Source organism: Xylophilus sp. (assembly GCA_009914555.1).
Classification (GTDB): Bacteria; Pseudomonadota; Gammaproteobacteria; order Burkholderiales; family Burkholderiaceae_C; genus WNDY01.
In genome coordinates this window covers 1-12,762 of the sequence record WNDY01000086.1, presented here as the reverse complement: position 1 = coordinate 12,762, position 12,762 = coordinate 1, and the positions used below count along the sequence as shown (strand labels likewise).

12 protein-coding genes and 1 pseudogene are annotated in these 12,762 nt (G+C 71.2%); 4 read left to right on the top strand and 9 right to left on the bottom strand.

What is annotated here, in order from left to right; all coding sequences use genetic code 11:
- Positions 1–107 precede the first annotated feature (107 nt).
- Positions 108–1,154, top strand: coding sequence for an ABC transporter permease (locus GAK38_RS21985; RefSeq protein WP_325347054.1), 1,047 nt, complete (start codon positions 108–110; stop codon positions 1,152–1,154).
- Between the two features lie 45 nt (positions 1,155–1,199).
- On the opposite strand, the gene GAK38_RS21980 is transcribed toward GAK38_RS21985, so the two are convergent.
- Entirely contained in the window at positions 1,200–2,246 is a 1,047-nt protein-coding gene (locus GAK38_RS21980; RefSeq protein ID WP_325347053.1) for an aldo/keto reductase, read from the bottom strand.
- On the bottom strand, positions 2,243–3,034 hold the full coding sequence (locus tag GAK38_RS21975; protein WP_325347052.1) for an SDR family NAD(P)-dependent oxidoreductase: 792 nt from the start codon (positions 3,032–3,034) through the stop codon (positions 2,243–2,245). Before GAK38_RS21975 ends, GAK38_RS21980 begins: the two co-directional genes overlap by 4 nt.
- Before the next feature lie 122 nt (positions 3,035–3,156).
- Here GAK38_RS21975 and GAK38_RS21970 point away from each other — a divergent pair, with 122 nt between their 5' ends.
- Positions 3,157–4,068: a LysR substrate-binding domain-containing protein gene (locus GAK38_RS21970; protein WP_325347051.1), complete on the top strand. Its 912-nt coding sequence runs from the start codon at positions 3,157–3,159 to the stop codon at positions 4,066–4,068.
- On the opposite strand, the gene fdhD is transcribed toward GAK38_RS21970, so the two are convergent.
- A complete protein-coding gene (fdhD, locus tag GAK38_RS21965) occupies positions 4,053–4,922 on the bottom strand; it encodes a formate dehydrogenase accessory sulfurtransferase FdhD (protein ID WP_325347050.1) in 870 nt (289 codons plus the stop codon). The genes GAK38_RS21970 and fdhD overlap by 16 nt on opposite strands.
- Before the next feature lie 206 nt (positions 4,923–5,128).
- Here fdhD and GAK38_RS21960 point away from each other — a divergent pair, with 206 nt between their 5' ends.
- On the top strand, positions 5,129–5,446 hold the full coding sequence (locus GAK38_RS21960; protein ID WP_325347049.1) for a hypothetical protein: 318 nt from the start codon (positions 5,129–5,131) through the stop codon (positions 5,444–5,446).
- Positions 5,447–5,566: 120 nt separating this feature from the next.
- Positions 5,567–5,977, top strand: a complete 411-nt coding sequence (locus tag GAK38_RS21955; RefSeq protein ID WP_325347048.1) for a TonB-dependent receptor domain-containing protein — start codon at positions 5,567–5,569, stop codon at positions 5,975–5,977.
- 19 nt (positions 5,978–5,996) lie between these two features.
- On the opposite strand, the gene GAK38_RS21950 is transcribed toward GAK38_RS21955, so the two are convergent.
- From GAK38_RS21950 to GAK38_RS21925, 6 genes and pseudogenes are all read right to left on the bottom strand, one after another.
- Positions 5,997–6,302 (bottom strand): hypothetical protein, encoded by a 306-nt coding sequence (locus GAK38_RS21950; RefSeq protein ID WP_325347047.1) that lies wholly within the window; start codon positions 6,300–6,302, stop codon positions 5,997–5,999.
- Complete coding sequence (locus tag GAK38_RS21945; protein WP_325347046.1) at positions 6,299–8,632, bottom strand: FdhF/YdeP family oxidoreductase; 2,334 nt, start codon at positions 8,630–8,632, stop codon at positions 6,299–6,301. The genes GAK38_RS21950 and GAK38_RS21945 overlap by 4 nt, the downstream gene beginning before the upstream one ends.
- Before the next feature lie 29 nt (positions 8,633–8,661).
- Positions 8,662–10,326, bottom strand: coding sequence for an OFA family MFS transporter (locus GAK38_RS21940; RefSeq protein ID WP_325347045.1), 1,665 nt, complete (start codon positions 10,324–10,326; stop codon positions 8,662–8,664).
- 193 nt (positions 10,327–10,519) lie between these two features.
- Positions 10,520–11,464 carry a LysR substrate-binding domain-containing protein gene (locus tag GAK38_RS21935; protein WP_325347044.1) on the bottom strand — a complete coding sequence of 315 codons (945 nt, stop codon included), beginning with the start codon at positions 11,462–11,464 and terminating at the stop codon, positions 10,520–10,522.
- Between the two features lie 46 nt (positions 11,465–11,510).
- Positions 11,511–12,605, bottom strand: coding sequence for an iron-sulfur cluster carrier protein ApbC (apbC, locus tag GAK38_RS21930; RefSeq protein ID WP_325347043.1), 1,095 nt, complete (start codon positions 12,603–12,605; stop codon positions 11,511–11,513).
- 29 nt (positions 12,606–12,634) lie between these two features.
- Positions 12,635–12,762, bottom strand: a pseudogene (locus tag GAK38_RS21925) (IS481 family transposase); the annotation flags it as partial.

Sequence of the window (12,762 nt, the reverse complement as noted above, 5' to 3'; positions counted from 1 at the left end):
TGCCTGCTACCTGAACTCCAGGCTGAACTCCTGCCCCTTTCTGCCTGCCTTGCTCTTGGTCATCGTCCACCTCCTATTGCGATAGTTAATCGCTTATAGGGGTGTCCGTGAAACGGGGGCAAGATCAGATCGCGCTGTTCGGCACCCACCGCATGTACGTGCGCCCCGGCACCGACAGCGCGCGCGGCCTGCGCGGCGTGCTGACAGAGGCCGACGCGCAGCTGGTCGCCACCGTGCCCAACGTGCAGGTGGCCATGCCGTTCCTCGGCGGCAAGGCGATGCTGCGCGCGGGCGGCAGGGATTTCTCCACCTCCGTCTGGAGCGTGACCGCCGATGCGCCCGCCGTGCTGCAGTGGAACCTCGCCAGGGGGGTGTTCTTCGACCGCGAGGACGAGCGCCGGCTCGCCACCGTGGCCGTGCTCGGCAAGACGGCGCGCGAGCGCCTGTACGGCAGCGACGTGAACACGGTGGGCAGCCACCTGCTGATCAACAGCGTGCCCTTCCTGGTGATCGGCGAACTGCAGGAGAAGGGCGCGGTCAGCGGCGACGCCAGCGACGACGACGTGGTGCTGATCCCGTTTTCCACCGGCAGCCGCCGGGTGCTCGGCAGCACGCAGCTGTCGTTCGTCTCGGTGCTGGTGGACAGCCTGGAGCGCATCGACCAGACGGTGCGCGACATCACGGCCGTGCTGCGGCACGCGCATGGCGTGGAGGACTTCCGCATCAGCAACAGCGCGGCGCAGGTGCAGGCGCAGCAGGAGGCCGCGCGCCAGCAGGACCTGCTGCTGGCGCTGATCGCGGGCATTTCCCTGGTGGTGGGCGGCATCGGCATCATGAACATCATGCTCATGGCGGTGAAGGAGCGCACGCGCGAGATCGGCATCCGCGTGGCCACGGGCGCGCGGCAGCGCGACATCCAGCGCCAGTTCCTGACCGAGGCGGTGATGGTGTCGCTGGTCGGCGGCGCGGCGGGCGTGGTGACCGGGCTGGCCATCGGCGTGGCGTTGATCGCCTGGCACGTGCCGGTGATCTTCTCGGTCCGGTCCATGCTCATGGCCTTCGGCAGCGCGGTGGCCACCGGGCTGGTGTTCGGCTTCATCCCGGCGCGGCAGGCCGCGCGGCTCGACCCGGTGGTGGCGCTGGCGGGGGAATGAGGCCGGCCCGGCCGGCCGGCCGCAGACGCTCGCGCCGCCGCAACGTCAGCCGCGCGTCTCGATGCCGGCCCAGCCCGCGTCGGGATAGCGGGCGCCGGCCTCGGCGCCGTCGAACAGCGCCGAGAGCGAGCGCAGCTGCGCATCGTCGAGGCCGATGACCGACGCCGCGGCGTTCTGCGCCAGATGCGTCTGCCGGCGTGCGCCCGGGATCGGCAGCACGTGCGGCGCCTGGTGCAGCAGCCAGGCCAGGGCGAGCTGGGTCGGCGTCACGTTCCAATCGGCGGTCAGGGCCTTCAAGGCATCGACCCGCGCGCGGTTGGCCGCGCCGTGGTCGCCGTTGAAGCGCGGCAGCGCGCGGCGGAAGTCGCCGGCCTCCAGCCGGTCGGTGGCCGGCAGCGCGCCGGTCAGCATGCCGCGGCCCAGCGGGCTGTAGGCGACGAAGGCCGCGCCCAGTGCGGCCGCGAGCGGCAGCAGTTCGGCCTGCGCGCCACGCTCCCACAGCGAGAACTCGGTCTGCAGGGCGGCCACCGGATGCGCTGCATGGGCGCGCCGCAGACTGTCGGCGCTGACCTCCGAAAAGCCGATGGCCCGCACCTTGCCGGCGCGCACGAGGTCGCCCAGCGTACCGGCCACGTCCTCGATCGGCACCGACGCATCGCGCCGGTGGCAGTAGTACAGGCCGATCGCCTCCACGCCCAGGCGGCGCAGCGAGGCGTCGCAGGCGCTGCGGATGTACGCCGGGCTGTTGTCGATGCGCCGCTCGTAGCGGCCCGGCGCGCGCACGATGCCGAACTTGGTCGCCACCACGATGCCCGCGCGCCGGCCGGGCGGCAGCTGCGCGAGGAAGCGGCCGAGCAGTTCCTCGTTGTGGCCCAGGCCGTAGGTGTCGGCGGTGTCGAAGTGGCCGATGCCGAGGTCGAGCGCGGCATGCAGCGTGGCCAGCGACTCGGCCTCGTCGGCGGCGCCGTAGAACTCGCTCATGCCCATGCAGCCCAGGCCGATCGGGTGGACGGCACGGCCGGCGAGCGCGCGCGAAGGGAAGGACGGAATGTTTATGCGTGGGAGTATCCCTTTGCAGCGCTTGCTATTCAAGCGGCAGTGAAACCACCATCCGCCAGTATCTGGGCGCCGTTGACGAAGTCCGAAGCACCGCTGAGCAGGAAGGCGGCGACGGCGGCGATCTCCGCGGGCGTGCCGGCCCGGCCGGCCGGCGTGGCGGCGACGTAGCGGTTGCGCCCCTCGGGGCTGCCGAAGCCGGCATCGGACATCGGCGTGGCGACCACGCCCGGGCACAGCGCGTTGACGCGGATGCCTTCGCGCCCCAGTTCCAGCGCCGCGCTGCGCACCAGGCCGACCACCGCATGCTTGCTCGCGCTGTAGAGCGCCGCCTGCGCGAAGCCGACGGTGCCGGCCATCGACGCGGTGAACACCAGCGAGCCGCCGCCGCCGGCGCGCAGCGCGGGCACCTGGTGGCGCAGCGCGTGGACGGCCGCGCGCACGTTGACGTCGAACACGGCGTCGTAGTCGGCATCGCCCTGGGCCTCCACCGGCCCGCCGCGGCCGAGGGTGCCGGCGTTGTTGAAGGCGCCGTCGATGCGGCCCCAGCGGCCGAGCGCGGCGGCGACGAGGGCCCGGGCGGCATCGTCGCGCGCCGCGTCGCCGGGCACGGCGATGCCCTCGCCGCCGGCGGCGCGCACGTCGGCCAGCACGGCGTCGAGCGCATCGGCGCGGCGCGCGCACAGCGCCACGCGCGCGCCCTGCGCGCCGAGCAGCCGCGCGGCGGCCGCGCCGATGCCCGAGGATGCGCCGGTGACGAGGACGACCTTGCCCCGCAGGTCGGGGAAGCGGGGAGCGGAGTCGGTATTGGATGGCAGTGGCATGGTGGAGCATCGGCAAGGGGTTGCAGGAGCTGCGATCCTGCGCATCCCGGGCGCTGGCGACAATCCCGCCAGCGCTGCATGCCGCATGCAGCTCCGCTTCACTGTTCCCCCCAACCCTCTCCATGCCTTCTCCGTCCGATACCAACCTGGCCCAGCTGCGCGCCTTCGCCGCCGTGGCCGAACTGCGCAGCTACCGGCGCGCCGCAACCCGGCTCGGCGTGACGCCTTCGGCCGTGAGCCAGGCGGTGCGGGCGCTGGAATCGCAGCTCGGCGTGCCACTGCTCCAGCGCACGACGCGCAGCGTGGCGCCCAGCGAGGCCGGACAGCGGCTGCTGGCCGAACTGCGGCCGCATCTGGACGGGCTGGCGGCGGCCCTGCGCGCGGTCGGCGGCGCCGACGGCGCGCCGGCCGGCACCTTGCGCATCAACCTGCCGCGCAACGCGGCCTGCCTGCTGCTGGAGCCGGTCGTGGCACCCTTCCTCGCGGCCCACCCGCGGATCCATCTCGAACTGGTGACGCACGACGGCTTCGTCGACATCGTGGCCGCCGGCTGCGATGCCGGCATCCGCTTCGCCGAATCGGTGCCGCGCGACATGGTGGCGCTCACGCTGGGCGGGCCGCAGCGCTTCATCGTCGCGGGCAGCCCGGCGCTGCTGCAACGCCTCCCGCGGCCCGCCGAACCCTGGGACCTGCTGACCCAGCCCTGCGTGCGGCTGCGCTTTCCGAGCGGCGCGCTCTACCACTGGGAATTCCGGCAGGGCGGCGCCTCGCCGTTGGCGCTCGACGTGCCCGGGCCCTTGACGGTGGACGACCAGCGCATGGCACTGCGCGCGGCGCTCGACGGCGTGGGCTGGGCCTATCTGTACGAAGCCGCTGCGGCGCCCCACGTGGCGGCCGGCGAACTGGTGGCGGTGCTGGACGGCTGGCTGCCGCCGGGCACGCCGTTCCAGCTCTACTACCCGGGACGGCGGCAGGCCGCGCCGCCGCTGCGGGCCTTCATCGACTGGTGGAAGGCCTCTCAGCCCGCCGCGTAGAGCACGGCGCGCGGGCCGCGGCACAGGCCCCAGAGCCGGATGCCGGCCTGCCCGGCGATGTGGACCGCGAGCGAGGTCGGGGCCGAGATGGTGGCCAGCGCCGGGATGTCAAGCCGCGCGCACTTGCGCACCAGCTCGTAGCTCGCCCGGCTCGACATGACGACGAACCCCGGCGTGCCAAGCCGGCGCTGGCGGGCCAGGCGGCCGATCAGCTTGTCGAGCGCGTTGTGGCGACCCACGTCTTCGAGCACGTCGAGCAGTTCGCCCTCCGGGGTCGCCCAGCCGGCTGCGTGGATGGCGCCGGCCTCGGCATTGAGCGGCTGCCGCGCCGAGAACGAGGCGAATGCCTTCTGCACGACTGGCAGGTCGATGCCGGCGAGCCAGTCGCGCGCCTGCACCCGTTCGGGCACGAGGTCGAGCGCATCCAGGCTCTCGGTGCCGCAGACGCCGCAGCCGGTGCGGCCGACCAGGCTGCGGCGGCGCTCCTTGAGGCGAGCGAAGCTGCGGCTGGAGATCTCGACCTGCACCTCGCACGATGCGGTCCCGGCAGGCAGGCCGTCCGTGCCGCAGACCGGCGCCTGCGTGGCCACGGCGATATCGCGGCAGTCGGCCGGCGTGTCGACGACGCCTTCGCTCAGGGCGAAACCCAGGGCGAAGTCCTCCAGGTCCTGCGGCGTCGCCATCATCACCGCGTGTGAGATACCGTTGAACACCAGGGCCACCGGGACTTCGCTGGCGATGCGGTCGTCGGCCGTCCGCATTTCGGCGCCGCTGCGGTGCTGCTGCACGGTAGCCGCCACCACCGCAGGCGGCAGGACGGCGTCGGAACAGGTGTCGGGCCGGGATTCGGTCATCGTGCGCCGATTGTGCGCCTGCCGTCGGGACCGGGAGGAAGTCGCATCGGCGCAACGGTGCGCGGACCGCGAGGCTGCAATCCCGACATAATCCATGAATTCATTTCATTCTCATTTGAATTATCACATCTTCAGCGCGCTGCCTGCTGCAAAACCGCAAGGAACGCCCTGCTCGACGTCACTCGTCCTGTCCGCCATCCATCACCATGACATCGAATTTCCCCGTCTCCGCCTGTGCAGCGATGGTCGCCGCCGCCGGCGTCGCCCACGCCCAGGAAGCGACGCTGAAGGAAGTCTCCATCACGAACAAGCGTGAGAACCGCGTGTCCACGGGCGCCACCGGCCTGCCCCTGGAGATCAAGGAGACTCCGCAGACCATCAGCGTCATCGACCAGGAAGACATCACCGACTACGGCCTGACGGGCAGCAATGAGGCGCTGCGCTCTTCCAGAACCAGGACCAGACCGACTACAACGGCCAGTACCTGGACCCCGTCAAGGGCGTCAACACCGAAGCCGGCGTGAAGGCCGACTGGCTCGACCGCCAACTGCTCACCACCTTTGCGGTATTCACCGCCAGGCAGTCTGGTCTGGCCACCTACGCGGGCGTGAATGCCAGCGGCAACTACTGGTACGAGCCAGGACGTGAAGTCGCGCGGCTTCGAGGCCGAGGCCACCGGCCGCATCAGCAAGGATGCCAAGGTCAGCGTGGGCTACACCCAGCTCAAGCTCACCGGCCCGGACGGCAACGACATCTACGAGTGGGTGCCGCGCAAGACGCTCAAGCTGCGCGCCGACAGCCGCGTCGCGGCGCTGCCGGGCCTGCGCCTGGGCGCGGGCGCGCGCTGGCAGTCCGGCGTAAGCAAGGTCGGCGGCGCGCACCAGGGCGCCTACGCGGTGGCCGATGCCTTCGCGGCCTACGAACTGACGCCGGCGGCCACGCTGCGCCTGAACATCAACAACGTGTTCGACAAGAAGTACATCGGCACCGTGGAATACGGCGCCATCTACGGCGCGCCGCGCAACTTCGCCATCACGCTCGACTACAGGCTCTAGGCGCGCCTCAGGTGGCGGCTCAGAGCGTGCCGGACTGCGCGCCACCGGCGCTTCCTGCGGCCTGCGCCGCGGCCGCGCTCCCCGCGGGCGTCAGGCGCACCAGCCAGCGCGCGCCGTCATGGGTCACCTCCACCCAGCCCGGCCCGGGCTGCCCGCCGATGGCCGCGCTGCCGAGCCGCGACAGCGCCCGCATCACCACGCTGGCGCCCACCCCCAGGCGCTTGCCGATGCGCGGCAGCGACACGGCCGCGCCCGGGCCCTCCTCGCCCAGCAGGGCCAGGAGGGCGTGGACGAGCGGATCCTGCGCCGCGGCTGCATCGCTCATGCAAAGGCTTCCTGTGCGGTGGCCGGCGCCGCTGGCACCGCTGCCGCGGCCTCGTGCGGCACCAGGATCACCGGGATGTACTTGGACGTCGGCGTGTTCGACGTCTCGGCCACCGAATCCAGCGGCACCAGCGGATTGGTCTCGGGGTAGTAGGCGGCGATGTTGCCGCGCGGGATGTCGTAGGCCACCAGCTTGAACCGGTTGGCGCGGCGCTCGACGCCGTCGGTCCAGACGGTCTTGATGTCGACCCAGTCGCCGGCCTTCATGCCGAGGTCGCGGATGTCCTCGCGGTGGATGAAGACCACGCGGCGCTGGCCGAACACGCCGCGGTAGCGGTCGTCGTGGCCGTAGACGGTGGTGTTGTACTGGTCGTGCGAGCGCGTGGTCATCAGCGTGAGCACGCGCGCGTCCCGGTGCTGCGCGCGGGCGCGGTGCACCGGCGTGTCGATCGGCACGGCATGGGTGCAGAACGCGGCCTTCTTCGAGGGCGTGTTCCAGATGCGCTCGCCCGCGGTGTTGCGCAGCCGGAAGCCGCCGGGCACGGCCACCCTGGCGTTGAAGTCGTGGAAGTCGTCGAACACCGCTTCGATCTTGTCGCGGATGCGCGCGTAGTCCTCGATGAGCCAGAGCCAGGGCACGCTGCTGCGGGCACCGAGCGTGGCCTCGGCCAGCCGCGCGACGATGGCCGGCTCCGACAGCAGGTGCTCGGACGCCGGCGGGTTGATGCCCATGGAGATGTGCACCATGCTCATCGAATCCTCCACCGTCACGCCCTGCGGGCCGTTGGCCTGCATGTCGATCTCGGTGCGGCCCAGGCAGGGCAGGATCAGCGCCTCGCGCCCATGCACCACGTGGCTGCGGTTGAGCTTGGTGGCCACGTGCACCGTGAGGTCGCAATGGCGCAGGCCCCTCCAGGTTGCGTACGTGTCGGGGGTGGCCGATGCGAAGTTGCCGCCGAGCGCGAAGAAGACCCTGGCGCCGCCGTCGCACATCAGGCGGATGGCCTCGACCGCATCGACGCCGTCGGCGCGCGGCGCGGCGAAGCCGAACACCTGCTCCAGCCGGTCGAGCAGCGCGGCCGGGGGCTTTTCCCAGATGCCCATGGTGCGGTCGCCCTGCACGTTGCTGTGGCCGCGCACCGGGCAGGCGCCCGCGCCCGGGCGGCCGAGGTTGCCGCGCAGCATCAGCAGGTCGACCACCGTCTGGATCGTGACCACCGCGTGCGGACTCTGCGTGAGGCCCATGCCCCAGCAGGCGATCACCTTGTCGGCGCCGAGGTAGACCTCGGCCGCGGCGCGGATCTGGGCTTCGGGCAGGCCCGACTCCTGCTCGATCAGCGCCCAGGATTCGGCCCGCAGGTCGGCCGCGAGCGCCTCGAAGCCGGTGGTGTGGCGGACGATGAAGTCGCGGTCGAGCACCTCGGCGCCGGCGTCCTCGCGTTCGAGGATGTGCTTCATCATGCCCTTGACCGCCGCCAGGTCGCCGCCCACGCGCAGCTGGTAGTAGTGCGTGCTGATCGGCGTGGAGCGGCCGGTGGCCATCTCCAGCTTGTCCTGCGGGTCGGCGAAGCGCTCCAGCCCGCGTTCGCGCAGCGGGTTGAAGCTCACGATGCGCGCGCCGCGCTTGTGGGCCTGGCGCAGTTCGCCGAGCATGCGAGGGTGGTTGGTGCCGGGGTTCTGGCCGAAGATGAAGATGGCATCGGCCTTGTCGAAATCGTCCAGCGTGACCGTGCCCTTGCCCACGCCGATCTGCGGGCGCATGGCGCTGCCGCTCGATTCGTGGCACATGTTGGAGCAGTCGGGGAAGTTGTTGGTGCCGAACTCACGCACGAACAGCTGGTAGAGGAAGGCCGCCTCGTTGCTCGCGCGGCCCGAGGTGTAGAAGATCGCCTGGTTCGGGTCCGGCAGCGCGTTCAGGTGGCGGGCGATCAGCGCGAACGCGTCGTCCCAGCCGATCGGGCGGTAGTGGTCGCTCGCCGCGTCGTAGACCATCGGATGCGTGAGCCGGCCCTGGTCTTCGAGCCAGAAGTCGCTCTTGCCCACCAGCTCGCTCACGCTGTGGCGGGCGAACAGCTCGGGCCCCGCGCGCCGCGCCGTGGCCTCGGCGGCCACGGCCTTCACGCCGTTCTCGCAGAACTCGAAGGTGGACGCATGGTTGCGGTCGGGCCAGGCGCAGCCGGGGCAGTCGAAGCCGTCGGGCTGGTTGGCCGACAGCAGCGTCCTGGCGCCCTTGATCGGGATGTCCTGGCGCAGCAGCGCGTTCTTCACGCTGTTGAGCGCGCCCCAGCCGCCGGCAGGCCCCTGGTAGAAATGGATCTTCTGTTCGGACATCGTGGTTTCCTCCTCGGCGGCGGGTCGGGTCAGTGGAAGAACTGGGCGGCGCTCAGCAGCGTGCGGTAGATGCCCCAGGCCAGCGGAATGCCCACGGCCGCCCAGGCGAAGGCGACGAGCGCCGGGCTGGTCGCGCCGCCCGTGCCGCGGCCCGCGCCGACCTCGGAGGCCACGGCCTTCTCGTGTGCGAGCTTCTTCTCGACCGCCAGTTCCTCGTCGCTCATGAACCATTTGGCCGCCACCGGGCGCACCAGCAGGTTGGCCACGAGGCCGATGGCCAGCATGCCCACGAGGATGTACATGGTCTGGTTGTAGACCTGCTCGCGCGGCAGGCCCAGGCCGAGCTGGTACTCGCGCATGTAGTTCACCACCACCGGCCCGAGGATGCCGGCCGTGGCCCAGGCGGTGAGCAGGCGGCCGTGGATGGCGCCGACGAACTGCGTGCCGAACAGGTCGGCCAGGTAGGCCGGCACCGTGGAGAAGCCGCCGCCGTACATCGACAGGATGATGGCGAACGCGCCGACGAAGAGCAGCACGCTACCGGCCGCAGCCGAGCCCGGGATGCTGGCGTACAGCAGCCCGCCGAGCACGAAGAACACGGTATAGGTCCGCTTGCGGCCGAGCCGGTCGGACAGGCTCGCCCAGAAGAAGCGGCCGCCGATGTTGAACAGCGACAGCAGCGCGGTGAAGCCGCCGGCCACACCGGCGATCGCGGCCAGCTCGGCCTTGTCGAGTTCGCCGAACTTCCTGGGCACATCGACCAGCGAGCCGCCGAACACCTCCTGGAGCATCGGCGAGGCCATGCCGATCACGCCGATGCCGGCCGACACGTTCATGCACAGCGCCAGCCAGACCAGCCAGAACTGCGGGATGCCCCAAACGTGCCTCACGTGCACGTGGCGCCGGGTGATCATGGCGTTGGACGCCTGCGCGGGCGGCGGCGTCCAGCCCGCGGGATGCCAGCCGGTGGGTGGCACGCGGTAGCCGAACGCGCCGGCCAGCATGAAGGCGAAGTAGACCAGCGCCATGACCACGAAGGTCTGGAACACGCCCGGATCGGTCGGCGTGGCGAAGGCCTTCATCAGGTCCACGGCCAGCGGCGAGCCGATCATGGCGCCGCCGCCGAAGCCCATGATGGCCATGCCGGTGGCCATGCCGCGCTTGTCGGGGAACCACTTGATGAGCGTGGACACCGGCGAGATGTAGCCCAGCCCCAGGCCGATGCCGCCGATCACGCCCGAGCCCAGGATCATCAGCCAGAACTGGTGCGTCCTGATGCCCACGGCCGAGATCAGCATGCCGCCGCACCAGCACAGGGCCGACACCACGCCGGCCTTGCGCGGGCCGGCGCGCTCCAGCCAGCCGCCCCAGATGGCCGCGGCGCAGCCGAGGAAGACGAAGAACAGCGTGTACATCCAGCCGAGCGTGGCCACGTGCCAGTCGCAGTCGGTGGTGAAGAGCTGGGCGAAGAAGCCCACGTCCTTGCCGCAGGCCGCGCCGGCGCCGGCCGTGGCCAACGCCTTGGACAGCGGCAGCCAGAACACCGAGAAGCCGTAGGCCATGCCGATGCACAGGTGGACGGCCAGGGCGGCCGGCGGCACCAGCCACCGGTTGAAGCCGGGGCCGGCGATGGTGCGCTCCTTGTCGAGCAGGCCGGGCCTGGTGGCGGGCGCCGGGTCGATTGCGATGGCCATGATGAAATGTCTCCTTTCTCTTTAGCGGTCGTTGTCGCTGGACGGCGCCTGCGCCGCGGCATGGCGGACGCGGCCGCGCCTCCAGCGCAGCAAGTGTCGCCATCCGCTTTGAGCTGCGTCAAATCATTTCCGGCAATTGCACGATTCGCCGTGGAAATGATGCGCTGCGGCACAGCGGCGACGCGCGGTCGGCTCAGCCTCCCACCGCGCCCGCATGCGCATCGCGGTGCGCCTGCCATGGCGGCGAGGCCAGCACGGCCAGCGCGGCTTCGAGCGCGCGCGACGGCCGCTCGCTCGCATGCACCATGCAGCCGATCGGCGTATGCACCTCGGGCGCCACCAGCGGCAGCGCCTCCAGGTCGCGGTAGCCGCGCACGGCGGCCAGCACCGCGCCGGGCAGCACGGCGCAGACCTCGCCGGCCGCCACCGCCAGCGCGAGCGCCAGCACCGAATTGGTCTCGATGGCCGGCTGCACCGGCGCACCGGCCTGGGCGAAGGCCTCGTCGACGATGGCGCGGTTGTGCATCTCGCGCGTGAGCAGGCACAGCCGGTGCGCGGCCGCTTCGCGCCAGCCCAGCGGCGCACCGATCCGCAGGGTCGCGGCCTGCGGCCCGGCCGCGCGGCGCACGAAGAAATAGTGCTCGGTGTACTGCGGCAGCGCGGCGACCTTGACCTCGCGCACATGGGTGCGGCCGGTATAGCCGAGCGCCAGGTCGAGCGCGAGCGATTCCAGGCCCGTCTCCAGCTCCAGCGAGCTCATCGACAGCACCACCGGCACGATGCCGGGCTCGCGCGCCTGCAGCAGCGCGGCGAAGCGCGCGAGCACCGGCACCGCCGTGGGCACGGCCGCCATGCGCAGCGTGCCCTGCAGCCGGCCGCCGCCGGCGCTCAGGTTCTGGCGCAGCTGCTCGTGCTCGTGCAGCATGCGCCGCGCCGTGCGCAGCACCTGCTCGCCCTCGTGCGTGAGGCCGGCATAGGTGCGGCCGCGCCGCACGATGACGGCGCCGAACTCGGCCTCCAGCGCCCGCAGCGCATTCGACAGCGCCGGCTGGGTGATGCCGCAGGCCTGCGCCGCGCGGCCGAAGTGGCGGTGCTCGTGCAGCGCAGCCAGGTAGCGCATGGAGACCAGTATGTTCATGCAGCGCGCATCATCCGCCCGGTGCAGCCTGGTCCTCCAAGGGGTATCACGTTCCCTTGCTGATCGAGATGGTCGGGAACTTCGCCGAGAAGTCCTTGGCCTTCTGCGCGATCGTCACCGCGACCTGGCGGGCCACCTGCCTGTAGATGCGGGCGATCTCGCCGTCGGGGTCGGCCGCCACGGTCGGGTTGCCGCCGTCGGCCTGCTCGCGGATCGCGATGTGCAGCGGCAGCGCGCCGAGGTAGTCGGCGTGGTACTGGGCCGCGAGCTTCTCGCCGCCGCCGGAGCCGAAGATGTGCTCGGCATGGCCGCACTGGCTGCACACGTGCACGGCCATGTTCTCGACGATGCCGAGGATCGGCACGCCGACCTTCTCGAACATGCGGATGCCCTTCTTCGCGTCGAGCAGTGCGATGTCCTGCGGCGTGGTGACGATCACGGCACCGGTGATCGGCACGCGCTGCGCGAGCGTGAGCTGGATGTCGCCGGTGCCCGGCGGCAGGTCGACCACGAGGTAGTCCAGGTCGCGCCAGTTGGTCTGGCGCAGCATCTGCTCGAGCGCCTGCGTGGCCATCGGACCGCGCCAGATCATGGCCTCGTCCTGGTTGCTGAGGAAGCCGATCGACATGGCCTGGATGCCGTGGCCCACGAGCGGCTCCATCGTCTTGCCGTCGGTGCTCTCGGGGCGGCCGGCGATGCCGAGCATCATCGGCAGGCTCGGGCCGTAGATGTCGGCGTCGAGCACGCCCACCGCCGCGCCCTCGGCCGCGAGCGCCAGCGCCAGGTTGACCGCGGTGGTGCTCTTGCCCACACCGCCCTTGCCCGAGGCGACGGCGACGATGTTCTTGACCTGCGGCAGCAGCTGCACGCCGCGCTGCACCGCATGGGCGATGACCTTGCTGGCGATGTGGACCGACACGTTGCCCACGCCGGGCACGGCGCGCACGGCGGCCACGAGCTGCTCGCGCAGCGCGGGGACCAGGCTTTTGGCCGGGTAGCCCAGCTCGACCTCGAAGGCCACGTCGCCGCCGGCGGAGATGCTCAGGTTGCGCACGGCGCGCGTGGAGACGTAGTCCTTGCCGGTATGGGGGTCGGCCACGGCCGCGAGCGCGCCGAGCACGGCCTGTTCTGTGATTGCCATCTGGGTGGATCTCCTGGAAGCCGGGTAGTTTAGGTGTCGCATCCCGGACGATCATATAGCCGCTTATGGAACAGATGCGGGTGAGTCTGATACCAGTTCTTCATGGCCTGCATGGGCGTCTTGCTGCCCAGCGCTGACTGCGGCAGTTGCTGGTTGT